This window comes from Micromonospora sp. LZ34 (assembly GCF_052981855.1).
Genome location: NZ_JBRIQN010000015.1, coordinates 30,123 through 55,739, shown reverse-complemented (window position 1 = coordinate 55,739; position 25,617 = coordinate 30,123). Strand labels below are relative to the sequence as shown.

The window sequence follows — 25,617 nt, the reverse complement described above, 5'->3', positions numbered from 1 at the left end:
CGATGGACTCCGAGACCTTTCTAGACCGCTTCTTCGGCCCGGGCAACACGTCCTGGCCTGGGCGTGACCCCCGCTCCCAGACCGCCGTATTTCTCTCCGACTACCTCGCCCTGCTGTCCGACAACTCCGATGCGCCCTACATCCTGCCGCGCAACGAACCCGGCAACCCACACAAACACATCTACGTCATCCCTCGGCTCAGTCGTCATGCAACGACAGTGCGGGAGTGGCTGGCCGCGTTCGTGGTGCCGAGCCACGCCGCCTTCGTCAACCGCCCCGAGGCGCTGCGTGCCGGTGACCCAGTCGATGACGCCGTTGCAGCATTCGTCGGCCACCGCCGCGTGTTTATCCTGGAACATCCACAGCAAGGCTCCCGCAGTGTGTGGGCGGCGCTAAGCCGGATGCGCCGCACCATCAGCCAGCGGCCGACCAGCCACTCTGATGTGCCGATGCCCGTGGGGCGCTTGCTGGCAGAATTCGACCTGGCAATGGCCGCCGGCGACCACCGCGCCACTGCGGAATTGCTGGGCCGGCTGGAGGGCACCGGCCTCAGCGGGATGAACCTCACCTACCTCACCATCAAGCGGCTCGCCCGGCTGGGCAACCACGGTGAGCTCCTACGCCTGCCCGCGCTACGCGACGTGGTCGCCACACGCCCGCCAGCGCCGGTTCGTGAGGCGATCCTGGATGCGATTTACTCCACGGTGCTTGCCGGCCCACTCGCCGACGGCAACACCGAGGCGGCATTGCAAGGCCTGGTCCTTCGCGGGGAGTTGGTGCCGGCGCTCGCCGACGGCTCGCTGTCCGGTTTCGGTGTCGAGGCCCTTACTGCGATCGCGCTCGCGGCTTTCGCTACTAACGACGCCGCGCTGTGGGATCGGCTCCGGAACGATGGCGACGCGTGGCAGCGACTCGGCGCAGCCTGGCCCGACTTACTGACGTCCGCCGGTTATCCGGCCTCGGCCGTCGAGCATCACGCCCTTCCGACCACCCCCACGGAGGCATCCCCGGGCGAGGACCAGGAAGACGACGCGCTCTCCCACGTACGGTCTATCCCGGCCCGGCCAGGATCCTGGCTAGAGTTGGTGGGGGCGATAGCCAGGGCCGAGGACGTTAGCGAGGTGATTGCCGAAGGGGCCTGGCGCTCCTGGCCGCCGGCGGCCACTTGCGATCTAGCGCTCGCCGAAATGCTCAACGGCCTCGACGACGACGGCGCCGAACGGGCTTGGACAACCGTCGGAGCTTTCGTCGACAGCGATGGATATGGACACCCAGCCAGTCACACTGCGCAAGCATTCCTGACCAACGCGCTGAGCCACAATCGGTTTCGGTCTAGTGACATGGCCGGCGTGGTCGCTCTTCTGGAAATCACTCTGCGCGGCGGCCTGCCAGCGGCAGAGTACAGAACTCTGCTGGACGACCTTGGCGCGGAAAGCGACCGCTGGATCAGCGTGAACCAGGCGTCAGTCGTCTTGGACATGTGCGACGTAGTCGCTCGCGCTCCAAGCCCCGACAAGGAGGCGCGCCTGCGACTCCTTCAGCTACTCCTGGCGCCGTTGGCCATGCAAGGCGGCCGACTGGAAGCCGACCAGTTCGCGTTGGCGTGCCTCTTGAACGACGAATTCGGCTTGGGTCTTGCCTGGACTTCCCCGGCGAACCCGCCGCCCAGCACCAAGTCGACGCTTACCTCAGCACGTCAGGTGCTGTTGTACTCCTTGGACGAAGGGGCACTGCGACGCGCGAGCAGCATTCTGGCTGGATTGGCGCCCGCGTTGAACGTGCAGCTCAGTAGCGACCACGTTGGAAGTCGGCAGCTGAAGCAGTGGGTTCATCGGGCCGACATCATCATCATGGCTACCCGTTGCGCCACGCATGCTGCCACCGGCTTCATCCGGTCGACTGCGCGTCCTGACGCCACGATTCGTGAGGCTGAGGGTGCCGGATCTGCGTCGTTATTGCGTGCCGTGATATCTGCAGCTAGCGAGCGTGGAGCGATTGCGGTATCGAGCGCCTCTTGATCTGTGGTGCCGCATTAATAGAACGCGACCGAGGTAACTGACGCTGCTGACCCCTATTCGGCGTCAGATGTCAACATCGGCTGTGTCCGCGTTTCGAGTTCCGAGGGTTTGCCTTGGCCCTGCATCCAGCAGGGCCAAGGCGGTTATCCAAAGCCTTAATCGCGTATGGCGCGGCGGCGCTTGGTGCCGACTCCTCGGCGCGGGTACCTCCCGGGAGACCAGCTAAAAGAGCCTACTCGACCGATCGTGCCGCTTTCCCTGCTTCGCATAGTATGTGGAGACCAGGAAATCGGTGATTCGTTGAATATCCCGAGGGGTGTTCTGAACATCGTTCCAGCGGCGCGGGATCCCGTCGCCCAGATCCCACGTGCCCTCGGTCCAGCGACAGTAATCCTTGACGGTCTTCAGTCCCGTGGCGAATCCCTGAGTGTCCGGCACATCGTCGCCGCTGCCGCCCGTGTCGGCGATGGCGTCCATCAGATAGCCCATGCTGATGATTCCAGCGCCGTGCATCAGCCGCGACTTGCGCGGGGGCTTGCCCCACGCATCCTCACCGAACACCTCCCGCACCGCGGTCCAGAAGTCGCTCAGTACGGTCACCATCAGTCCGATGTTTGGCAACGTGCTATCGCTGCCACGGAAGCGATACAGGACACCGTCCGAGATGCTGTTCTCAAGCATGCGCAGCATCGAGTTGTCCTTGATGACGCCCGTCGGGTTCGTCGGGGTCTGAATCATGTGACGCAGAGGCGAACGCTCGTCGAAGTTGAGGCGCTCGAGAACGGTCGCGGGGAGTTGCCGTACGCGCAGCTGGTTCGGCAGCGGGCCAGAGGCGGCCGGGAGTAACTCGTGAATGAGTCCCTTTGGAAGCGGCTTGGTCGAGTTCACGAGGATGAACTGAGACCGGTGGTCAGCCTGGTCGGCGGTGATGAAGGCCGTGACGCAAATCGGGAAGGCTGCGACGTCTGCGTCACGGATGGCCGCGCAACGCTGCTGGCCGTCCACGATGAACCCAGGCTTGTCGACGTCCTCCCAGTCGTCGCTTGCCGGTACCAGGAGGGTGCCCAGGCGGACGTAGCCGGGGCCGTCAGTCGCGGCTTCGGCAGGGACGAAGCGGACCCGGTCGTCGAAGGCGACGACGATGGCATTGGGCAGCAGGGGGCTGTCGTCGGACTCCACGTAGCGGCGGATCGCCGCCACGTGCGCCAGGACCTCGGGTCGTTGGTAGCCGTGCAGTTGCTGCTGGCTGTCGCGCCGGACCCGCGAGACGGCGGCGAACGACGGGACTTGCTTGCCGTCCACCGCAAAGGTGTAGAGACGGCGGTTTGGTCCCTGCCTGATCTCGAGAGCGGGAAGATGCAGCATCTTCCCGCGGCTGTCTGCCATGGCGCTATCGTCTTCCTGCTTAGTCACGGTCGTCATCTCCAAGCTGCCGGCGCAGTCGCTGCCCGAATACGTGTAGGTTGTGGAAGCCGCGACGCTTGTTGCGTTCCGCCCCGCGGAAAATGATTGTTTCGATGCCAGCCTTGTTGCAGATCGAGCAGTCGCAGGCCTGCCACGGCCGATTCTGGAGTGTGTCGCGGTACTGGCTGCTCCTGTCCGCCTTGCCGTCCCACACCGAGCTGTAGGCGACCAGCGCCTCCAGGGCGACCTCCACGTCGACCTCGCCCCTGTCGAATTCGCGAAGGCGTGTCAGTGCGGCGCGTTCCAACTGCATGGCCCGCCCTTGGCTGATCTCGCCGGAACGAATCCGTGCCTTGAGCTTCGCGTTTCCGTCGACCTGAGGAACGCGAAGCGCCACGTAGGTTCGGTCGAGTGCGTAATAGTTGTCCCGGTCGTCCTTGAACGCCTGCCGGAAGGGTGACGTGCTGTCGAAACTCGTCACGCCGTGACCGGCGAAGGTGGGGATTTCGTCGACGCGGCTGATGCCCAGGAGATGTAACTCCGTGTCCGGCTCGCGTACGTCGTCGATGGCGCGGAGACAGGCAAGGATGTCCTTTGTCTTCAGGGGGACCATGCCTCCGAGCGCGATGCGCCGGTACCCGATCCGCTGCAACTCCACCACAGAATAGGCGTAAGACTCCGGGCTCCAGCCCTGGGCTACGCCGAGGGGGGTGAAGTGGACATCGCTTGACGAACAGCGTTGCCAGAATTCTGTGGCAAGGTCGAGCGTGATCTGCTGGCGGCGGACCCACTCGGTGGCGCGGTCGTCGGTACGAGGGATTTTCGGCTCGTACTGGAAGATGACGTGGTCGACAGAGATCCCGTAGTCGAATCCGCACCCCTCGTAGAAGCTGACCACCTCTTCGACCGTGTAGGGCGGGTAGTCCTCCCCGACGTACGAGAAGGCTCCGCAGTCACCCATGATCTTCAACGGGGCGCTGCCGTTGTCGAGGCGGAAGAACTCCCGGGCGCCTTGCCGATACAGCCGGTGACGCTGGGGCCCGGTGTACTTGCCGGTGCTGGAGCTGGTGGTGCCGTCCACGATGGCCTTGGAGACCAAGAGACCGTTAAACGGCGGCGGCTTCAGCACTTCGTGCGCGTACAGATCGTCGCGTTGGCGTACCCGGAACGGGTCGCGTTCCTCGCTGAGGAAGTCGAACGTGGGGTCTACCTGATCCTGGCTGTCAGGAAAGAAGAACTTCACCGAATTCCCGCCCGTTCGTTCAGGTAGACGCGGATGAGGTAGTTGGACAGCTCCTGCACATGGCGGGACAGGTTCTCGATCTCGTTCCAACGAAGGTTGAGCTCGTCCCACCTTCCCCCCGTCCACTGGCAGTGGGGCGCAATTACCGCGAGGTGCTTGCTGACCAGCTCAGGCGCCTCGGGGAGTCGCGGGTCCACCGTGCCCAACACGCGATCCATCAGTCGTCCCATGGCCCGTATGCCCGCCCCGTGCATGAGTCGGCTCTTGCTCGGCGGCTTGCCCCATGCCTCGGGGAAGGTGTCGCGGACCGCTGACCAATAGGTGCAGAGGGCCTGAAGAATCCCGTCGAAGTCGGTTTCGTTGCGGCTGACGTCTCGGTAGGGGAAGAGGCAGCCAGCCGGCGAGGTAAGGCTCTCCTGGATCATCTCGACGACGACGGTATCGGTGATCACAGCGTTCGGTGACTGCTGGCGGTTGGTCGATGCCCGTTTGATCAGGCCATAGAAGGGCGATGCCTTGTCGGCGTTCAGGACGTCGCACAGGGCAGAGGGCGCCTTCCGTATGGCGAGTCGGGGAGGTAGCGGGCTGTCGACCTCCGGCAGGAGTTCGGTCACCAAACCACGCGGCAGCGGGCGGGTGTTGTTGATGCGCAGGAACTGGTCGCGCTGGAAACCGACGCTGTCCGCCACGAACGCCGTCACTGGTACCGGAAACTGCTGCCGCTGGGTACGGGACAGCGCAAGAGCTCGCTGCTGCCCGTCGACGATCCATGCCGGCTTGGGCTTGCCGGGTTGCGCGAAGGGGATGCTGAGTAGTCCGGAGGTGGCCAGTCCGTCCCCGGCGCCTGGTCCTCTGCTGGACTGGAACCGCACGCTGGAGGACAGGGCCAGGATGATGGGATTGGGGAAGACCGCGGCCTCGGTGTCGAGGTAATCGACGATTTCTTGTATGTGTTTCCGCACCTGCGGGCGTTGATAGCCGATCAGCTTCCCGGCGTCGTCCCGACTGACGCGGGAGATGTCCGCGATCTGCAGGATCTCGTCCGCTTGCAGCGCGAAGAGATAGAGAGCGGGGGTGCCGGGCTGGGCGATTCGCAGGGCACGACGCGCTAGGGTCCTGGGATCGTGTGTGGGTGGCATCAGACGCGCCGGTCCGGTGAAAGTTCGTCGAAGAGTTGCTTGAAACGTGCCTGCTCACATGACTTACCGGAGTCCCGTAGCCGTCGCAGCAGGCGCGTTGCCGAGGTTGGCCCGGCCGCTGCGAGTGGCCGTATGAAGGCTTTGACCTCGTCGTCGGTCATGCGCTCGCGATGGGCCCGAGGCGCTGGCGGGGGTGCCGTTGCGGCCAGCTCGTGGGCCAGGGCGCGGAGGTGGGAGCGACGGTGGGTTCCGGGATCCGCGGTAACGAGGCCGACGAGGCGCTGCGCGACCCGGACGTTGAGGGCGAGCAGACTGCCGCCGACCGCCGGCCTCATCCGAGCGGCCACGCCGACGACCAGTTCGTCCAGGTCGGGATCCGCCTGGGCCGGGCCGACGATCGTCAGCCGCTGCGGGTCGCGCAGTTGCCCTGCCGCCCTACGGAGGTCGTCACTACATGCCCGGAGGTAGGTGTTTGACAGGACGGCGATGATCGTGTCGTCGGGGTTCGTTCGGGCGAGGTCGTAGAACGACCGCGGCGCGCCGGGTTCCGGGCCCACCCATCCGCTCAGCCCGCGCCACCAGTCGCGGTTCTCGGTCGAGCTTCGCCCGACCGAATCTCCTTCCCGCATCGCGAAGGTCGCGGCATAAGGACGGACGTGTGCGGTGGCAGGGATCAGTCCGTACCCCGCCGAACACACCCAGAGTTGAGCCTCCACGCTTACCGTCGTGACCAGGTTACGCGCCGCCGTCCAATGCTCGCCGGCATAGAGTGAGGTCGCGGCAGTGGACGGCTGGCCTGGTTCGGACAGTCGTCGAATCCACTCCGCGAGCCTCTGTCTCGGCAGGTGGTCCGACAGGGCTCCGACGCGCAGGGCGGCGGGCACCGCGAGGTTCTTGCGGTTCGCGCAGGTCACGACGACGTGCATACGTGGCGACGCTTCCGCCAGGCTTCGATCCACGGTGGCGCCCGGTTGATGCTCGTCGGCCTTGGCTTCCGTCACGAGGCATCGCCCCGGTATACCGCACCCGACGTGCACGTCTCTCTGACCACGATGGCCGATAGCGGTAGCTGATCGACAAGCTTCATCCAGATCCACTGGGCCAGTACCTCGCTGGTCGGGTTCTCCAGCCCAGGCACTTCGTTCAGGTAGTAATGGTCCAGTTGGTCCAAAATTGGACGGAATGCTGCCTTGATGTCTCCGAAGTCCATCACCCATCCGGACGATGCTCCGACCTCGCCACGCACGTGTACCACAACTCGGTAGGAGTGGCCATGAAGGCGAGCGCACTTGTGCCCTTCAGGCACTTGCGGCAAGCGGTGAGCGGCTTCGAAGGTGAACTCACGGAAGATTTCCATCAAGCAATCCCGATGTATTTGTGTGTCTGCAGGCTCAACGACCACTGAGGATGGGCGAGACAGTAGTTGATGGCGGCGCGGGTGTTGGCCGCCTGCTCTGGGCCGTCCATGGGTTGAAGGAGAAAGTGGGCGAAATTCAGATCTTCGAATCGCTCAGGCTCCGCACCCGGCTGGGGGTACACAAGCTTGAGATCGTCACCCTCGGTGAGGACTAGATTCGTGCCAGCCTTCGGGCTGACACAGACCCAGTCGACGCCGGCGGGCGCGATTCGCGTCCCGTTCGTCTCGATAGCGACCTCGAAACCTTCATCGTGAAGTGCTTCGACGGCCGCTGCGTCAAGTTGCAGCAGTGGCTCTCCACCAGTGCAGACGACATACGGCCTACTCTTCGGGTGGGCTGCACCGGCCCAGGCCTTGGCCACCGCTGCAGCCAGGTCCTGAGCTGATCGGAACCGTCCCCCTCCGGGTCCGTCAGTACCGACGAAGTCTGTATCGCAGAACTGGCATATGGCTCGGTGCCGGTCTGCCTCGCGTCCCGTCCACAGGTTGCAACTCGTGAATCGACAGAAGACCGCCGGTCTTCCGGCATGGGTGCCCTCGCCCTGTAGCGTGTAGAAGATCTCTTTGATGCGGTATGCGGATCTCATGACTGGCTGCCGACGGCGGGGTCTGACATGCCGAGTTCGGCGAAGCCCCGAGTGCGCAGCAGGCAAGAGTCACAGGTGCCGCACGGTCGACCATCGATGGGGTCGTAGCAGCTGTGGGTGAGCGAGTAGTCGACACCGAGGCTGAGGCCGAGCCGGATCGTGTCTGCCTTCGTTAGGTGGATCAGCGGGGTGTGGATCTTCATCCGCTGACTGCCTTCGACGCCGGCTTTGGTCGCGAGGTTTGCCATCCGCTCGTATGCCTCGATGTACTCAGGCCGGCAGTCCGGGTAGCCGCTGTAATCGAGAGCGCTTACTCCTATGAAGACGTCGGAGGCGCCAAGGGTCTCTGCCCAGGCGAGCGCGAACGACAGGAAGATGGTGTTCCGAGCTGGCACGTAGGTGATCGGGATCTCGCTTCCGATCTCCTCAGCGTTCTCGTGATGAGGTACAGCGAGGCCGTCGTCGGTCAGCGCGGAACCGCCGAAGATCCTGAGGTCGATGTCCGCGACAACGTGACGGGTCGCCCCGAGAGCCTTCGCGACCCGTGTGGCGGCTTCGAGTTCTACCGTATGCCGCTGCCCATAGCGGAAGCTGAGGGCGTTGGCCTCGAACCCCTCCTTGAGGGCCACAGCAAGGGCCGTGGCCGAGTCGAGACCGCCGCTTAGCAGTACTACCGCTTGGGGCTTGGATGCCGACATCTGAGGCTCCTCGCTTCGTCGATGGTCGAGAAACTGCAGTAGCTTGCTCCGCCGATGATGCGTAGTTACTGCTCGCAGGTTGCGTCACGTTACCCGAGTACTGCGCGTTGTCGAAAGGTGGCCAGGGCGTGTCCTTCGACCTCGACACCCCTCCTTGGCGGGCGCACCAGACGAGGACCCAACCCCGGCCGCTGGCAGCTTGGGCGATGAGAAACAGCACAAGCGGAGTCAGTTGCGGCGGGATCTGTGGCTCGATGGTTCGGAGGAGTGGACGAGACGGAAGGCAGACAGTTCAAACTCCCTGTCCCTAGGAGCCAGCGACGCGTTGCTCGGGGGCATGGAGCCGGGACACGATCATCGACCAGTCCAGCTCGGCGGGCAGCGGTGTCGCGATCACGCCCGCGTCCCGAAGCAGCTGCAGGTGTCGGTCGTAGCTCGGGTGGGCAGCGAGCTCTGCCTTAACGTTCGAGAACGCGTACACCGGGATGCCGGCACCGAGCGCTTCGTTCAGGATGCCGAGCGCCAGCGTGTCGTTGATCCCCTGCGCCCACTTGTTGATCACGTTGAATGTCGCCGGTATCACGGCAGCGGCAGTAGCCGGCGGATGCGGCTCCGGATCGCCGGGCATCCGCCACTCGGCCCGGACCGGATAGCCAGTCTGCCGCTCCAGGGCTTCGCGGTCGATCCAGGTCACAGCGGTCGGCGTCGCGGTGAGGCATACGGTCCACCCGTCTTCCTGGAGCAGCTCGATCAGTTCGCCGATTCGTAGCACCGGAGGAGCGGCGCAAACGACCAGAGCCAGCACTCGCTGCTGACTCATGCCAGCAGCCCGGCTCGTTCCGCCAGTGGTCGCAGCCCCGGCGTCGCCACCCGTCGCTCCTTCGCTAGGAGGTCAAGCAGGAGCGTGCGCGCCTGGACGTTGGCGCGGACCACCTCGGCAGCTATCCGCTCGGCTTCGAGCAGGTGCAGCACCGACACCGATCTGTCGCCGGACGACAACATGGCGGCTGCCGCCAGGTCGATATGCACCTGCGCCCTTCTGCCCACCAGCACAGTCGGCAGCCGCGAGGTGTCGAGGCGCGTTCCGATCTCCAGGGCTTGCTCCGAGTTTCCGGCCCGAACCGCTGCGGAAACCGCGTGAATCACGACGTTCGTCGGACCGAAGCCGGTCCACAGCCGGTTGCAATCGGCACCCAGCGTCGTTGCGAGATCTTCGGCTCGCGCCAGGAAGTGAGCTGCTTCCTTCGGGTTGCCCTGCCCGGCGGACAGCACGGCGGCCAGAAGCAGCAGGGCACCGTGAGCAGATAGCAGGTCAGGATCGCCAGTGGGGCCAACGGAGGCCAAGCGCTCAATGCTGCCCCGCACAACCTGCTCGGCTTCGGGCGCCCTCCCAGGCAGCCGCATGAGACCACAGGCCGCTTGGTACGCCGCGACCGCCGCCAACGCCTGGTCATCTGCGAGCCTAGCGGCGGTTGAAGCCCGGTCGGCGGTCAGCAGGGCGGTGTCGCCGTCACCAAACTTGGCGGAAAGCTTCGACGCCGCGATGTACGCGGCGGCAAGCAGCCGAAACACGTTCCCACGATGCAGGCCGGCCGACCTGCTGGACAGCTCCGTGGCTTGGCCTAGCACGTCGGGCAGCAGGCGGGCGGTCGACATGTAGTTCGCCCGCTGGTAGAGGTGGTGCACCCGGACCACAGACCGCCGCACCTCGACAAGCGACTGAGTCGGCCGGGCGGGTGAGGTCAGGTAGCTGGTCAGGAAGGCCCGGAGGCCGCTCAGCGGCTCTGGCCGGACCACGGCGGAAGCGGGACCGCGGATCTCGTTTCCCATGGCCTGCCCTCGATGCGCTGCCACCGACACGTCGACGAGCATGTCGTCGAGTTGTTCGAGCGTAACCCCCAACGCGGAGGCGATCCGAGTTCGATGCCACGGCTGCGGATCCGTCTCGGCGTTCTCCCAGCGCACCACGGTCGAGCGCTCCACGCCGAGGATGCCGGCCAAGCGCTCCTGGCTGTACCCAAGGGCCTTCCGCCGTTGACAGAGCCGGTGCCGCTTCAAAGCCACGCCCGATCTCCCTCCGTTCTATCGCAACTGTAGTAACAGTCCGTCGATTGTGCGGGCACGCAGAAGCCTCATTTCTGCGTCACACAGGCCCCGCCGACGCTGTAGTTCCTGGTCAGCTCCTCGCCGAGGCTGAATGCACGGCCCGGGGCGGGTGCCGGGCTCCGGTCGCGTCGACCCGAACGGCGGCGGCCGTCCCCGCCCGCCCCGGCGCCGCTCCACGCACCATGACGCCGGAGGCGACCCGGGGCCACGCCACCTTCGAATCTGCCGGGCCTCGCCGACGACCAGGTCAGCGCAATGGTTAGGCCAGATGGTCCGGGGCTGTAGTACGTGGGTTCAGAGTCCTGGTCGCGGCAGAGGAGGTAACGAAGGATGATCTACGTGACAGGGGAACGTCTCAAGGCCCACGAGGTGCGGGTCGCCGCATTCGACACCTGCTGGCGCGGCCTCGACCCCGACCAGGTCCACGCCTACCTCAACCAGCTAGCCGACGAACTCGACCGACTGCACCGCGAGCTGACCACCGCCAACATCGAGGCTGAGCGCATCCGCCAGGCGCTGCGGCAATGGCAGTCCCGCCACACCGGCTGCCGTCACACCGGTCCCGGTTCTCCCAACAGCATGTGGCGCTGATGACCGCACCCCGTTGGATCATCCACCTGCCCACCACCCTGACCAGCCTCGACGCCGCCGCCGAGCTGGCCGTCGCACTGCGCGACTCGCTCGGCCACGTCACCGCTGTCGACTTCGGCGAGACCACGCTCAGCGAGGAGAATCGTCAGTTCCTGCGTAGCCGAATCTGGTGTGACGCCAAGCTCGACGGCGCCAACCGCTGCCGACGTCGCAACGACCACGCCGGTCCGTGCGGAACCACGGCAGAGTAACTTCCCGGCGTGCCCGACCCCTTGATCGACGACCTGCTGGTCGGCTTCACGGCTCCCAGCCATACACGATGGAGGCCATCGCCAACTTTCCCCGCGCCCGCCGTGCAAGTGGTCCTCGACGGCGGCACGGTCATCTACGTCGGCCGGACTGGGAATCTGCGCAACGTCTCCGGCAGCACCTGACCCCCGGCAACCGCGAGTCGTTGGTGCTGCACGAGCAGGTCGGCCAGCTCCTCGACAAGCAGGGCCCGGTAGCAACAGCACAGGACATCGCCGGCTGGCTGAGTCGCTGCGCGGTCCGCTGGCAGGAGACCGACAACGCGGAGGGTGCGAAGGAAGCCGTGGTCCTGGCCCTCAAACCCCGTTTCAGCCGGGCAGGTGCCGAAGCCCCGGTGACCGAGCGAAGCCAGCCACGCTGGTGTGCTCTCGGCTCGCCCATGAACGTCACACCTCAGGGAGAGGCCCTCGCATGGCAGGAAGCTTCTTTTGCTCGGTCACCGCCAGCGGGCTGCCCTTCGGAGAGAGCAGCTTGACCAGGTCGAGCAGATTGTCCTGAAGCCTTATCAGACGCGTGTTGCCGTCGTGGCCGACTGACTCCACGGTGTCCACTTCGGCCCGCAACCGGTCGAACCACTTTGCGAACTGAGGGTCGTTGTCCAGCTTGCCACAGAATGCGGCGTACCCCATGACCTCGAGGCCGCCACCCTGCGGCGACTCTTCGCGGATCAGCATGAGCTCCCCGATGGCCCGTTGCTGCCCTCGAAAGAGCCGAAACGGTCCGGTGACCGAGTCGGTGGCGAGGATGTGGGACGTCCGGCCGATAGCGTCGAACAGTGGCTCGACAGTTTCCAACGCCCTTCTGTCCCAGAAGCGCTGGTCGCGTCGGATGATTTCGAGCCAGCCGAGGTATTCGGCGAGGACGAAGACGGTGTTGTCCCGTGCGTATCGCTGCTCCTCGGCGTCCCCGGAACAGAGGTAGCGAGTGAGGAAACCCAGGCTGATCCCGTTGTAGAGGCGGGATTGCAGCGACTGGGCCGACCAGAGCAAAGGCTCTCGGTAGCGCCGGAACAGATCCTCGGCAAGGTGCCGTTTCGCCTGTTGGTCAGCCTGCTGTTGCAGCTTGTAGCCGGCGACGGTCGTCCGATGACTGGCGATCGCCGACACGAGCGCGCAGGCGAGGGCCACGCCGGCGGACAGGACTGCTACGGCGACTTCGGGTTGCATCTATACAGCATGCCGTAGTCGGCCCGTTTCCGTGGGTGTTGATAAATGAAGATGCTGCCGGCGCCCGTCGAGGGGGTCAGTCCGCCCCGGCCGGGGAGTGGTCTTGCGCCCCGGCATGCGGATGATGCCCGTGTCGATGCCCTCCTGGCGGGGCGCGACGAACCAGCCCTCCTCAGTGTCCGGGTCGTAGTGCAGGACGACGTTCTCCTCCGTCAGGCGGCGCAGCCAAGCATCCAGTACGCGCGGTCAACCTCGACGGTGGCGGCTCCACCGCGATGGCTGTCGAAGGCGCCCTGGTCAACCGGGCGAGTGAGTCGGCCGAGCGGGCCGTCGGCGACGCGCTCGTTTACGTGGACGGGCCCGTACCGCAGCGGGAGCTGACTACCACTAACAACAGCCGACGGCACGTGTCCCAGGCAATGTCGGCCCACCCTCGGGTGCTGCGGATCTCAGGCTCTCTACAGCTTTTGTGGCAGTGGTTCCAGGATGGGGAGTAGCCGCGGCCGCTCCCTACGGGGCCCATCCAGGCGCGACGCCCCCTTAGTCATAAGTCGACTACTCGCCGTAGTCGGCTTGGAGATAATGCCGGGTCGAGCGACTACCTAGCGTGAGTGCTCATTGACGAAGCTCCGCGGCGGGCACCGAGGAAGAGCCAAGGGCGCCGCCGCGGGCGTGACAGACAGGAGAGTCACATGTCAGCGCAGCAAGCTTCCCGCCGGATCGGCCCCCGCGCGCTCAGCCTCACCGTCGGCCTCGCCGTCGCCGGCGCGGTCATCGTCCCGGCCGCCCCGGCTTCCGCCGCCGTCCCCGGCCTCGTTCGCATCTCCGCGACCAGCGCCAGCAACTCCACCGACTTCCGCAGCGTCACCGCTACCTGCCCCGCCGGCAAGGTGCTGACCGGCGCGGGCTACGAACTCAACGGGGCGACCGGCGAAGCGGTCGTCGACGACTTCCGACCAAACGGCGGCGCGGCCACCGCGCCGACCGCCGTCACCATCGGGGCGTACGAGGCGGAGGTGTTCGCCGGCAACTGGTCGGTCACCGCGTACGCCATCTGCGCCAACCCGGTCGCCGGCCTGGTGCGGGTGTCGGCCACCAGCGCCAGCAACTCGAACGACTTCCGCAGTGTCACCGCGACCTGCCCGGTCGGGAAGGTGCTGACCGGCACCGGCTACGAGCTGAACGGCGTCACCGGTGAGGGCGTGGTCGACGACTTCCGGCCCAACGGCGGCGTGGCCGCCGCGCCGACCTCGGTCACCGTGGGCGCGTACGAAGCCGACGCCTTCGCCGGTAACTGGTCCGCGACGGCGTACGCGATCTGCGCCAACCCGCTCGCCGGCCTGGTGCGCAACTCGGCGGTGAGCGCGAGCAACTCGAACGACTTCCGCAGTGTCACCGCGACCTGCCCGGTCGGGAAGGTGCTCACCGGCGCCGGCTACGAGCTGAACGGCGTCACCGGTGAGGGCGTGGTCGACGACTTCCGGCCCAACGGCGGCGTGGCCGCCGCGCCGACCTCGGTCACCGTGGGCGCGTACGAAGCCGACGCCTTCGCCGGTAACTGGTCCGCGACGGCGTACGCGATCTGCGCCAACCCGCTCGCCGGCCTGGTGCGCAACTCGGCGGTGAGCGCGAGCAACTCGAACGACTTCCGGAGCGTCACCGCGACCTGCCCGGTCGGGAAGGTGCTCACCGGCGCCGGCTACGAGCTGAACGGCGTCACCGGCGAGGCGGTCGTGGACGACTTCCGCCCCAGCGGCGGCCCGGCCACCGCGCCGACCGCCGTCACCTCCGGTGCGTACGAGGAGGACGCGTTCGCCGGCAACTGGAGCAACACCGCGTACGCCATCTGCGCGACCGCCTAGCCCGCGACCGCCTGGGCGGGGCCGGCCGGTGGGAGGGCGGGGTTCTCCCGCCGGCCAGACGGCCGGGTGCCCGCAGGCGGCGACCTCTGCCTTCCGACCTCCGCCTGCCAGCAGGTGAATTCCCGTGCGTCACCGCCCCGGCACACCGCTGTCCTCGCCGTTGAGGAAGTGGTGCGCGGACGCTTCGAGGGTCGTCGCCGTCGCGGGTCCATGCGAGCGGCACGTAACACGACCGGTCGTCCGGCCGCTGAGGTTGACGAGAGCGCCGACCTGGGAGCGGTGCGGTTGCGGAACGCAACTTACCGATAGCACATTGCTATAGTCAAGTATTTACATGTACTGATCTAGCCCCGTACGATCGCAGCGTTTGCCCAGCGTGGTCATCGGGGGTTGATCAATGCACGTGTCGCTGTCGGAATCCGTCCGCACTCTCTGGACCTCACTGATCCGGAACCTGAGGCGGCGACGCGGCGCAGGCCGCTCCCGCCGTGGGATCGCCGCAGTGCTGGCCAGCCTGCTGGTGCTGTCCCTGCTGCCGGCGTCGTCGGTGGTCGGGCCGCCCGGCGGGACCGGCAACCCGGTCTCCTGGCTGGCCGACCGCCTCAACGGCCTGAAGGACGTACTCACCGGCAGCGGTCCGGAGGACCGCCAGGGCGAGCTACGCGCCGGCGCCGACTGGTCACCGCCCGGACGGGCCGCCCTGGTGGCCCAGGAAAAGCCCAAGCCGCCGGGCAAACGGGTCAAGGAAATCACCCGGGGCCGCACCGCGACCCGGACGGTCTACCAGCTCGATGACGGGCGGTTGCAGACCGAGCTCTCCAGCGTCCCGGTGCGCTACCGGGACCGCTCGGGGGCGTGGCGGGACATCGACACCCGCGTCGCGCCCGTGCGGGACAACGGATACGTCTACGGCAACGACGGCACCGGATTCGCCACCCGGTTCGGCGACCGGTCCGACGCGCTGCTCAAGGTCCAGCTCGGCGACCGCTGGCTGACCGTCGGGGTGGCCGGGCCGGCCCGGCAGGTCAGGCCGACCGTCAAGGGCTCCACGGTGACGTACGCCGGGATATGGGACGGCGCGGACCTCGTCTACGACGTCGCCCCCACCGGGGTGAAGGAGTCCATCGTCCTGTCGAAGGCCCCGGCCGCCGCGCCGTCGTACGACTTCACCCTGCGCACGGCGGGGCTGACCACGCAGACGCTGCCGGACGGGTCGGTCGGTTTCTTCGCCACCGGCAAGGACACCACCGGCCGGCCGGTCTTCACCTTCCCGAAGCCGTTCATGATCGACGCCAAGCGGGAAGCCGCGTCCCCGCACGGGCACGCCTACTCGGACAAGGTGGCACTGAGCACCGCCGGGTCGGGCGCGACCAGCACGATCAGCCTCAAGCCGGACCAGGGTTGGCTGGCCGCCGAGGAGCGGAGGTACCCCGTCGTGCTGGACCCGACGATCAGCGTGCAGCCGGACGTCTCCACCGCCCGGGACGCGATGATCGTCTCGTACGGGGCCACCAGCAACTACGAGGGCGACCCGCGGCTCGGCGTCGGCGTCGACCAGTGGGGCCGGATCCGGAGCCTGCTGGCCTTCGACCTGACCGGGGTGGTCCCGACCGGGACCCCGGTCGACGCGGCGGACCTCTCCCTCTACTGTGACAACAGCGTGCTGGCCGGCACCAGCGCCAGCACCCCGGTCGCGCTGGAGGCGCGCGCGGTCACCCAGGCGTGGACGCCGTCCACGGTGACCTGGAACTCGATCAACGCGGCTGTGGGCGACCTGGCCGGGACCGCCACCTACACCTCGAGCCAGACCAACTCCTGGACCAGCTTCCCGGTGACCACCATGGTCCGGGAATGGGTGGCCGGGACCCGGCCCAACCACGGGTTCATGCTCAAGGCCGCCAACGAGGCGCAGGTCGCCGGCGGGCCGATGTTCTGGGCCGGCGAGTTCCCGGTGGCCCCGGCCGGTGAGTGGCCGACCTACACCACCCGGACCGCGCCGAAGCTCACCCTCACCTTCGGGCTGCCGGCGGTGACCCTGGCCGACGTGCAGACGGTCCGCGCGACCGGCGCCGAGCTGTCCTGGTCGGAGTACGCGGACCCGTCCACCGCCTCCGGCGACGACCTGGTCGAGTACCAGCTGCACCGCGGTGGCACCGCCGACTTCGCGCCCTCCGCCGCCACCCTGGTCGCGCCGCTGCCCGACGGCACCACGACGTACGCCGACAGCACCGCGACGCCCGACACCACGCTGTACTACCGGGTGGTCGTGGTCCGCAAGGACGGGCAGCGGCCGGCGTCCCCGTCGGTGGCGGTGAAGACGCCCCCGGCCGGCTACGTCGACGCGATGCTGCCCACCGTGGCGGACACGACGCTGACCGCCTGCCAGTACACCCAGCCGCACGACCTGCTCAACGGCCGACCGATGGTGGGCGTCGGATACGTGCCCGGCGGCGCCGGCATCACCCGGGCGCTGCTGAAGTGGGACACCTCCCAGATCCCGGCGACCGCCCGGATCACCCAGGCCGAGGGGCGCCTGTGGCGCACCCTGCACAACGGCAACGCGGCCTACTTCGCCACCCACGCGGTGACCCGTGCGTGGGACGAGGCCACCGCCACCTGGCTGAACGCCACGGCCGGCACGCGGTGGACGTACGCCGGTGGGGACGCGGTGTCCGCGCCGATCCAGGTGGTCGGGTTGGTCCCCACCCTCAACTCGGTGTGGGTCAACTTCGACCTGACCTCCCAGGTGCAGGCCTGGCGGGACAATCCCGCCGCCAACCACGGCATCCTGGTGCGGGTCACCCAGGAGCCGAACAAGGCCTGCCCCGGCAGCGGTGAGGGCGCCACGTTCGTGTCGGCGGAGGGCGCCGAGCCGTCGGTGCAACCCCGGCTGCACGTCCGCTACACCGACACCACCGTCACCTACCACGCCGCGGCCACCCCGCCCCGGCTGAACCCGGGCGAGACCGTCACGGTGCCGGTGACCGTCACCAACACCACCGCCGAGACCTGGCCGGCCGCCTCCACCCGACTGGGCTACTGGTGGAAGAACCCGGACGGGACGAACGCCAGCAGCCCCGACAACCAGCTGCTCAGCACGCTCCCGGCGGACCTCGCGGCCGGCCAGACCATCACCGTCAACGCGCAGGTGAAAGCCCCGAACCTCTCCGGGACGGCCAACAAGGCCGAGGCGTACACGCTGGCCTGGGACCTCTACGACACCAGCACCAACAACTGGAAGTCCGCCTCCCACCAGCTGCCGCAGCTACCGCAGCAGATCCGGGTCGAGGACCCCACCAGCGACCTGCTCGGCCTGGAGAAGTTCTACGCCTACACCGGCAAGAGCACCGGCGGTGGCGGCACCCTCATGACCAACCTGTACGCCGGCAACACGGTGTGGTCGTACAACGCCTTCAGCAACCCGTCGCGCGGCCCGCACACGTTCGTCCGGATGAACTACAACAGCCTGGACACCTCGGCGTCCTCGATGGGCTTCGGCTGGTCGCTACAGACCTCCACCATCCAGCGGCTGGGCTCGCAGCTGTCCTTCCATCCGCCCGGCCGGAAGTGGCCGAGCCAGGTCCGGCTGACCGACGGCGACGGCACCACCAACGTGTGGGTGCTCGACACCCACGGCCTGGACGTCAAGGACTGCACCCCGGCCACCTGTGACTACACCCACCCCCGCGGCGTCCACCTGTACCTCCAGCAGACCGGCTCGGCCGACGCGACCCGCGCCTGGGTGTTCACCAAGCCGGACCGGACCCAGTTCTTCTTCGACGAGGACGGCTTCCAGTCCGCGATCGTCGACAAGAACGGCAACACCATGTCGTTCGTCTACGAGCGGCGCAAGTCCAACAACAAGCCGACCAAGTTCCTGCGGTACATCACCGACGCCACCGGCCGGCGCACGCTGACCCTGGACTACTACGACAAGGGCGACAGCTACCGCTACATCGACGACGACACCTGGCAGGAGGTCGCCGCCGACAACCTGACCAACCCGCACATCATCGACAACGTCAGGTCGGTGACCGACGTCGCCGGCCGGACGATCACCTTCACGTACACCGGCAAGGGCCTGATGGCCAAGATGATCGACGGCGCCGGCTCCGCGCAGCCCAAGGTCTTCGGATTCCGGTACGACGCGACCCAGGGCAACAAGAACGTCAAGCTGATCAAGGTCACCGACCCGCGCAACCACGACACCCACCTGAGCTACTACACCGCGCCGGTCGACCCGCAGAACAAGTGGAAGCTGCAGGACCTGACCGACCGGATCAACGGGGTCACGCACTTCGACTACGTCGACCCGGACGGCCCGCAGGGTGGCAAGATCCACGCCACCGCCACCGACCCGCTCCAGCACGACACCCGGTTCGTCCTGGACGCGTACGGGCGGCCGGAGTCGGTCACCAACGCCAAGAACCAGAGCGTCGCGGTCCAGTGGGACGGCGACCACAACGTCACCCGGCTGACCGACGCCAAGGGCGGCTACCAGACCTGGGACTACGACCCGAAGACCGGCTACCCGCTGACCGTCAGGTCGGCGGAGGCGAACAAGAACGGCTGGCCCGGCACCACGCTGAACTACCGGACCAGCCTCAACGGGTACGTCGCCGACCTGACCGAGAAGTCCTCGCCGGAGGGCCGCACCTGGCGCTTCACCTACGACACCAAGGGCAACCTACGGACCGTCACCGACCCGGTCGGCACCACCACGGCCGACCCGGTCGACTACACCACCAGCTACGACTACGACAGCGCCGGCCAGCTGACCCGGGTGACCGACGCCAACGGGCACACCACCGACCACGACCTCTTCGACCCGAACGGCTACCCGCGCACCATCACCGACCACCTGGACAACGCCACCACCTTCGTCTACGACGCGCGGGGGCGCGTCACCCAGGTGACCGACGCGCTGGGCACGAAGACCACCCAGGCGTACGACCTCTTCGGCCGGCCGTTGGAGCGCACGGTCCCCAAGGACCAGGACGCCGGTGACCTGATCACCACACCTGCGCCCGAGTACGACCCGAACGACAACATCCTGAAGGCGTTCGCGCCGAACGGCACGGTCAGCGTGGCCGAGTTCGACCCGGCGGACCGGGTGACGTTCATCCTCGCCCCGAAGGACGAGCCGGACGACCCGGAACGGAAGACCTCGTACACCTACGACGCGGTCGGCAACCAGCTGACGGTCACCGAGCCGAAGGGCAACCTCACCCCGACCGCCGGGGACTACACCACCACCAACACCTACAACGAGATCTACCAGCTGGTGACGGTGACCAGCGCCAACGGCGACAAGATCACCTCCAGCTACGACGAGGTCGGCAACCTCACGATGGTGGTGGACCCGCGGAAGAACGCCACCGCGGACCCGGACGACTTCACCGAGAAGCGCGCCTACGACCTGGACCACCGGATCACCACCGTCACCGACGCGGCCGGCCACACCAGGTCGACCGAGTACGACCGGGACGGGCTCGCGGTCGCGACGATCGACCAGGAGGGCAACCGTTCGACCGTCCGGCACAACGAGCGCGGCGACGTGATCGAGCAGAAGGTGCCGTACCGGAACGACAACGGCACCATCGTCCACAACACCACGCAGTACCACTACGACGAGGTCGGCAACCGCACCAAGGTGGTCACCCCGCGCGGCGTCGCCACCGCGACCGCCGACGACTTCACCTACCAGACCGTCTACGACGAGCTGAACCGGGTCAAGGAGCAGTGGACCGCCTACGACCCGAACGACTCCCGCTACAACAAGCCGGACAAGACGATCTACGAGTACGACCCGGTGGGCCGGCTGGCCACGGTGTCCGCGCCCCCCTCCAGCGGGGAGTCCGTCCGCAACGACACCACCTACACCTACTGGGACAACGGCTGGACGAAGTCGTCCACCGACCCGTGGGACATCGTCACCTCCTACGACTACAACGTCCTCGGCCAGCAGACCGAGAACACGCTCACCTCGGCCGGCGGGTCGGTGTCCCGGACGATGCGCTGGGACTTCTACCCCAGCGGCAACCTCAAGGCCCGCAGCGACGACGGCGTGCCGGTCGGCCAGCAGGCCGTGCTGGTGGACAACTCCGACTTCAACAACGCCGCCAGCGCCGGCGCCTGGCCGGCGGCGACCGCCGGCACGTTCCAGGGCTACGACTACCGGACCAGCGACGCGGGCACCGGGGCGGAGACGTTCACCTGGGACCTCGTCATCCCGCAGGACGGCGACTACGACGTCTACGTCCGGTACCCCGCCGTCTCGGGAGCCGCCTCCGACGCCCCGGTCACCGTCGAGCACGCCGGCGGCTCCGCCATCACCCGGGTCGACCAGACCGCCGGGGCCGGCACCTGGGTGAAGCTGGGCCGGTACGCGTTCACCGCGGCCGGCACCAACCAGAAGATCACCCTGACCGACGACGCGAACGGCACGGTCGTCGCCGACGCGGTCAAGCTGGTCCGCGACAACAGCGCGGACGTCGACAACGAGAAGAAGAACTTCACCTACCGGTACGACCCGAACAGCAACCTGGTCGAGGTCCGCGACCTGAGCCCGGACGCCCGCGTCGACAGCTACGTCACCAGCTACGACGGGCTCAACCGGGTGACCACCGTGGAGGAGCGCGTCGGCAGCGACGTGCGGAACCGCACCGCCTTCACCTACGACCCGAACGCCAACGTCGACACCCGCACCCACGACGCCACCTGGTCGCGCTTCGAGTACGACGCACGGGACCTGCTGACCACGGTGACCAACGCCGCCTCGGCGTCGGCCACCGACAAGCGGGTCACCACCTACCGCCACACCCCGCGGGGCCAGGTGGAGCACCAGGTCAAGCCGGACGGCAACACCGTCGACTTCGACTACTACCTGAACGGCGCGATCCGGCACCAGGTGGAGAAGCGAGCCGGCGGCGCGGTCGTCGCCGAGCACACCCTCGAGTACACGGCCAACGGCGATCCCGCCCGGGACGTGGCCCGGGTGATGAACGCCGACGACAGCGCGGCGTACGTGGACAACACCTACACCTTCAGCTACGACCCGCAGGACCGGATCGCCCGGCTCGACAAGACCGGGGCCAGCCCCACCGTCGAGTCGTACGTCCACGACGCCAACAGCAACGTCATCACCCAGACGGTCAAGGACGTCACCACCAACCACAACTACGACCGCAACCGGCTGATGACCTCCACCGCCATGGGCGGGCTGACCTCGAAGTACAACTACGACCCGCTGGGCCGGCTGGACACCGTCTCCACCGGCGGGCAGGTCACCGAGAAGTACCGCTACGACGGCTTCGACCGGATCGCCGAGCTGCGCTCGGGGGCCGGGAGCGCCGCGAAGACCACCCGGTACGTCTACGACCCGTTCGACCGCACCGCCGCGCAGACCACGAACGCCGGCGGGACGGGGGAGAAGACCACCACCTTCACCTACCTGGGCACCTCGGGTGACGTGCTCTACGAGGAGGTCGCCGGCAAGGTCACCAAGTCGTACGAGTACTCCGCCTGGGGCAAGAAGCTCACCCAGCTGAAGAAGAAGGACGACGGCGCAACGGAGATCTCCCACTACACGTACCACCCCAAGGGTGACGTGGAGGCGATCACCAAGCACGAGGACGGCACCACCCGGGCCACCTACGGCTACACCGCCTACGGCGACAACGACGACAACAAGTTCACCGGCGCCGACAAGCCCGACGCGCAGAACCCGGACGCCGAGCCGTACAACTCCTACCGGTTCAACGGCCACCGCTGGGACCAGGCGTCCGGCACGTACGACATGGGGTTCCGCAACTACGACCCCGGCCTGAACCGCTTCCTCAGCCGCGACATGTACAACGGGGCGCTCGACGACCTGACCCTGGCGATCGACCCGTTCAGCGGCAGCCGGTACGCCTTCGCCGGCGGAAACCCGATCTCCAACGTCGAACTCGACGGGCACGGGTTCTTCGACGCGGTGAAGAGCTTCGCCTCGGGCGTGGTCGACCACATCAAGGAAGACCCGCTGCAGTTCCTCGGCGAGGTCGCGGTCGGCGTCGGGGTGGCCCTCGCGGTGGGCGCCATCTGCTCCACCGGCGTCGGCTGCGTGATCCTCGCCGGGGCGGCGGCCGGGGCGGCGAGCGCGGCCTACGGCTACGGCACCGACGTGGCCCAGGGCGAACACTCCTGGGACTGGGGCGACTTCGGCAAGAACGTGCTGATCGGTGGCGTTGTCGGCGGGGCCACGGCCGGCATCGGCAAGGGCATCAAGGGCGGCTGGAACAAGATCCGCGGCAAGGGTGGCAACCCGTCGGCCCCGCCCGCGCAGGGAACGCCCGCGCCCCACGCGGGCGCGCCGGAGCCCACCTCGACCCCGGCGCCGCCGGCGGCCGCTCCGGCGCCGGCTCCGGCCCGGCCGGCCACCGTCCCGTCGCCCCGGGGCACCGGGGGCAGCAAGCCTCCCGTGGTCGAGGTGCAGCCGCCCTCTCCCGGTCTGACCCAGGCCGAGAGCCTCGCCCAGTTGGAACGCCGGCTCCCCGCCTTCGCGCTGTTCAGCCGGACGGCGGCCACGTCCAGCCGGACCTACGTGGGTGCGCTGAACACGCGGACCGGGCAGACCGCCCTCGCCTCCTCGGGCGGGATGCCGGGGTGCGCCGCCTACTGCGCCGAAGGTAACGCCCTGTTGGCACTGGGCGGGAACCCGAGTGAGGTCCTCTTCACGGGAGCCGTCACCGTCCGGAGGAGCGCGCAGGGCGCGCTGGAGGCCGTGCCGATGCCCGTCTGCGTGAAGTGTCAGCTCGACTATCCGAGGTCCAACTTCCTACCCGGGGTCCGCGGCGCCCCTGGTGGGTCCTGGTGAACCTGACGATCGGACGTATCGAGCAGTAGCGGGTGAGCCGCGGCGGCGGCCCTGCCCGGTCTCTCCGACATCGAGTCGGAGGCGACCGGCGGGGTCGCCGCCGCGGCACGGAACGCCACCGGAAACGCTGACGGCTGCGGGCCCGGCGCAGGGTATGCCGCCGACGGTCGGCTCGTGCGAGGATGCCGACCGGTGTCGAGGAGAGGCGTGGAGGCAGTGTCGACGGAGATCGTTGAGCTTGAGATCGCACGGTACGACTGGGACGCTCTGCGGTGCGGCTGCGGCGGGAGCGCGGCCCACGTCGCGGAGGAACTCGTGGCCCTGGCCCGGGCGGCTACCGAGGACGACGCGCGCTTCGAGGTGCTCGAGGGGCACGTCATGACCCCCGAGGTGCTGCTGGAGCCCGCGCTTCCGGTGGTCTCCGTGGCGCTGGCGGCACTGGCAGACAACGTGTCGCCCCCGGCCCGCTTCAAGTTCCTCGAGATACTGCTGCTCATCGTGTCGGCGGAGAGCCAGTCGGCCGAACTCGCGCTGCTCGGCAGGGACCTTCCCGGCGAATGTCGCGCGGCGGCAGGAGGCGGCCTGTGGCTGCTCTATTCGGAGGTCTTCTCCGGCGGGTCGGTGGGATCGTCGAGCTACGCCTACGAGATCCTGACGATCCTCGAGGAGGACCCCGACCGGCTCGAACGCGTGCGGGAAGCCGCTGGCGACCGGTTGAGCTGGGATCTGCGCTGAGCTTCGAGACGACCGGCTGACGTCACAGATTTCGGTACCCGAAGCATCAGGTCGCGCGAAGATCGCGGCCTGACGCTTCTGGCGCGACCACCTCGCGGGGCATACCGGCGTCTACTTCGGTGCGTGGGACTGCTATCAAGGGCGGCGTGGTCATCCAGGCAATCGCCGTCGTCTGCCTGATCTTCCCGCTGATCGGGATCTGGCTGATGCTCGTGGCGGCGTACGCGTCCTTCGTCGTCCGGCCCGTCTACGCGCACCTGCTGGCGAAGCGGCGGTTCGTTCTCGTCCGCCGCTACGGCCCGGCCGGCGCCCTGCGCCGCCTGCCGCTCCGGCGGCCCGATCCGGCGCGGATCACGGCGGCGATCCGGCACGCCGGACCGCTGTACGTGGTGCCCTGGGCCGGCTTCAGCGTCGGCGCGGCGCTGCCGCTGCTGCTGAGTTTCGCGCTTCCCAGCGACGAGAAGCAGCTCCAGGAGGCGCTCCTCGAAGCCGCCCTGGCCGCCGGGGCCATCGGCGCGCTGATCGCGGTGCTCGCCTGGATCCGCGGCCTCGGCTACGTCGCCCGCCCCGACCTGCCGCGCCGGGGAAACCTGCCCCGGCTGGCCTTCCCGCCCGGCACCACCGCCGAGGGCCGCGCCCGGGTCGCGCTCAACGCCTTCGGGTACGCGCAGATCGGGCCGCTGGCCATGGTCGGCTTCCTCTACCCGTGGCTGCTGCTGTTCGCCCTCGACGCCGGCCTGCCCGACACGTCCCCCGACCAGCAGGGCGGCCCGCCCGGGCTCTCCATCTCACCGCTGGTCGGGGTCGGCTACCTGCTGCTGTTCTTCGTGCCCACCGCGCTCGCCGTCCGGGCGACGGCCGGGTTGCTGCGGCGGCGGCTCGCGGCCAGCGCCGCCGTGGTGGCCATCGCCGAGTTCCTCGGCCCGCCACCGGACCCGAAGCCCTCCGACGCCGCCGACCGGCTGGCCGACCGTGTGCCCGACCCGCTGCGGCACACGCGGGACCGGCTGGTGCGGGTCGCCGAACGGCTGACCGAGACGGCCCGGCAACTGGACGCCCGGCAGCGCCGCGGCTTCACCCCGCACCCGCTCGCGACGGTGCTGCGGGGCAGCGCGAACCGTGTACACGAATTCCTCGCCAGCGACCGGGCACTGGCGCCGGCACCGCCGGACGACCTGGCGCGCGTGCTCACCCTGACCTTCCAGGTGCTCGTCGGGCCGGCCCGGCCCGAACCCCTCGCCGAGCTGGCCGACCTGGTGGCCGCGTTCGACGAGGCGGGCGCACCGGCGGTCGCGCTCCACGCCCGACCGCCGGGTCGCCTCGCCGCGGCCCTCACCCGGGCCACCACCGGCGTCGAGCGCGCGGTGCTGCTGCTCGGCGGTACGGCCACCATCGTCGGCCTGATCCTCGCCGTCGTCCTCGCCGCGCTCGGCAGCGGCAATGCGAACGACCTCGTCGGCCACCTGATCCGCTGACCCCGAACGA

Annotated in this window: 17 protein-coding genes and 2 pseudogenes; 9 read left to right on the top strand and 10 right to left on the bottom strand. The window is 68.0% G+C overall.

Going from position 1 to position 25,617, the window contains the following annotated elements:
• The first annotated feature begins 2 nt into the window (after nt 1-2).
• Nucleotides 3-2,018 carry a protein DpdD gene (locus ACVCAH_RS17825; protein WP_447137271.1) on the top strand — a complete coding sequence of 672 codons (2,016 nt, stop codon included), beginning with the start codon at nt 3-5 and terminating at the stop codon, nt 2,016-2,018.
• 222 nt (nt 2,019-2,240) lie between these two features.
• Here the strand turns inward: ACVCAH_RS17825 and dbpB (ACVCAH_RS17820) are convergent, their stop codons facing one another.
• The 9 genes from dbpB (ACVCAH_RS17820) to ACVCAH_RS17780 all read right to left on the bottom strand — a co-directional run bounded on the left by dbpB (ACVCAH_RS17820) (nt 2,241) and on the right by ACVCAH_RS17780 (nt 10,570).
• The gene (gene dbpB, locus ACVCAH_RS17820; protein ID WP_447137270.1) at nt 2,241-3,431 is read right to left on the bottom strand and encodes a DGQHR domain-containing protein DpdB; all 1,191 of its coding nucleotides are present in this window, start codon (nt 3,429-3,431) and stop codon (nt 2,241-2,243) included.
• Entirely contained in the window at nt 3,424-4,665 is a 1,242-nt protein-coding gene (dpdA, locus tag ACVCAH_RS17815) for a tRNA-guanine transglycosylase DpdA (RefSeq protein ID WP_447137269.1), read from the bottom strand. Before dpdA ends, dbpB (ACVCAH_RS17820) begins: the two co-directional genes overlap by 8 nt.
• Entirely contained in the window at nt 4,662-5,804 is a 1,143-nt protein-coding gene (gene dbpB / locus ACVCAH_RS17810; protein WP_447137268.1) for a DGQHR domain-containing protein DpdB, read from the bottom strand. The genes dpdA and dbpB (ACVCAH_RS17810) overlap by 4 nt, the downstream gene beginning before the upstream one ends.
• Nucleotides 5,804-6,805, bottom strand: a complete 1,002-nt coding sequence (locus ACVCAH_RS17805; protein ID WP_447137267.1) for a hypothetical protein — start codon at nt 6,803-6,805, stop codon at nt 5,804-5,806. Before ACVCAH_RS17805 ends, dbpB (ACVCAH_RS17810) begins: the two co-directional genes overlap by 1 nt.
• On the bottom strand, nt 6,802-7,161 hold the full coding sequence (gene queD, locus ACVCAH_RS17800) for a 6-carboxytetrahydropterin synthase QueD (RefSeq protein WP_447137266.1): 360 nt from the start codon (nt 7,159-7,161) through the stop codon (nt 6,802-6,804). The genes ACVCAH_RS17805 and queD overlap by 4 nt, the downstream gene beginning before the upstream one ends.
• Entirely contained in the window at nt 7,161-7,808 is a 648-nt protein-coding gene (gene queE / locus ACVCAH_RS17795) for a 7-carboxy-7-deazaguanine synthase (protein WP_447137265.1), read from the bottom strand. Before queE ends, queD begins: the two co-directional genes overlap by 1 nt.
• Nucleotides 7,805-8,506, bottom strand: coding sequence for a 7-cyano-7-deazaguanine synthase QueC (gene queC, locus ACVCAH_RS17790; protein ID WP_447137264.1), 702 nt, complete (start codon nt 8,504-8,506; stop codon nt 7,805-7,807). The genes queE and queC overlap by 4 nt, the downstream gene beginning before the upstream one ends.
• Before the next feature lie 307 nt (nt 8,507-8,813).
• Nucleotides 8,814-9,326 carry a flavoprotein gene (locus ACVCAH_RS17785; RefSeq protein ID WP_447137263.1) on the bottom strand — a complete coding sequence of 171 codons (513 nt, stop codon included), beginning with the start codon at nt 9,324-9,326 and terminating at the stop codon, nt 8,814-8,816.
• Entirely contained in the window at nt 9,323-10,570 is a 1,248-nt protein-coding gene (locus tag ACVCAH_RS17780; RefSeq protein WP_447137262.1) for a helix-turn-helix transcriptional regulator, read from the bottom strand. Before ACVCAH_RS17780 ends, ACVCAH_RS17785 begins: the two co-directional genes overlap by 4 nt.
• A gap of 372 nt (nt 10,571-10,942) precedes the next feature.
• On the opposite strand from ACVCAH_RS17780, the gene ACVCAH_RS17775 reads away from it, so the two are divergent.
• The 3 genes and pseudogenes from ACVCAH_RS17775 (at nt 10,943) to ACVCAH_RS17765 (ending at nt 11,637) form a co-directional block, all read left to right on the top strand.
• Complete coding sequence (locus ACVCAH_RS17775; RefSeq protein ID WP_447137261.1) at nt 10,943-11,203, top strand: DivIVA domain-containing protein; 261 nt, start codon at nt 10,943-10,945, stop codon at nt 11,201-11,203.
• Nucleotides 11,203-11,442, top strand: a pseudogene (locus tag ACVCAH_RS17770) (hypothetical protein); the annotation flags it as partial. The gene ACVCAH_RS17775 and the pseudogene ACVCAH_RS17770, both read left to right, overlap by 1 nt.
• Before the next feature lie 21 nt (nt 11,443-11,463).
• Entirely contained in the window at nt 11,464-11,637 is a 174-nt protein-coding gene (locus ACVCAH_RS17765; protein WP_447137260.1) for a hypothetical protein, read from the top strand.
• Nucleotides 11,638-11,898: 261 nt separating this feature from the next.
• Here ACVCAH_RS17765 and ACVCAH_RS17760 read toward each other — a convergent pair whose 3' ends face one another.
• Nucleotides 11,899-12,678 (bottom strand): hypothetical protein, encoded by a 780-nt coding sequence (locus tag ACVCAH_RS17760; RefSeq protein ID WP_447137259.1) that lies wholly within the window; start codon nt 12,676-12,678, stop codon nt 11,899-11,901.
• 242 nt (nt 12,679-12,920) lie between these two features.
• Between ACVCAH_RS17760 and ACVCAH_RS17755 the strand changes: the two are divergent.
• From ACVCAH_RS17755 to ACVCAH_RS17735, 5 genes and pseudogenes are all read left to right on the top strand, one after another.
• Nucleotides 12,921-13,034: pseudogene (locus ACVCAH_RS17755) on the top strand (phosphodiester glycosidase family protein); the annotation flags it as partial.
• Between the two features lie 336 nt (nt 13,035-13,370).
• Nucleotides 13,371-14,540: a hypothetical protein gene (locus tag ACVCAH_RS17750; protein ID WP_447137258.1), complete on the top strand. Its 1,170-nt coding sequence runs from the start codon at nt 13,371-13,373 to the stop codon at nt 14,538-14,540.
• Nucleotides 14,541-15,042: 502 nt separating this feature from the next.
• Entirely contained in the window at nt 15,043-23,397 is an 8,355-nt protein-coding gene (locus ACVCAH_RS17745) for a DNRLRE domain-containing protein (RefSeq protein ID WP_447137257.1), read from the top strand.
• A gap of 207 nt (nt 23,398-23,604) precedes the next feature.
• Nucleotides 23,605-24,132 (top strand): hypothetical protein, encoded by a 528-nt coding sequence (locus ACVCAH_RS17740; protein ID WP_447137256.1) that lies wholly within the window; start codon nt 23,605-23,607, stop codon nt 24,130-24,132.
• Nucleotides 24,133-24,278: 146 nt separating this feature from the next.
• Complete coding sequence (locus tag ACVCAH_RS17735; protein WP_447137255.1) at nt 24,279-25,607, top strand: hypothetical protein; 1,329 nt, start codon at nt 24,279-24,281, stop codon at nt 25,605-25,607.
• Nucleotides 25,608-25,617 lie beyond the last annotated feature (10 nt).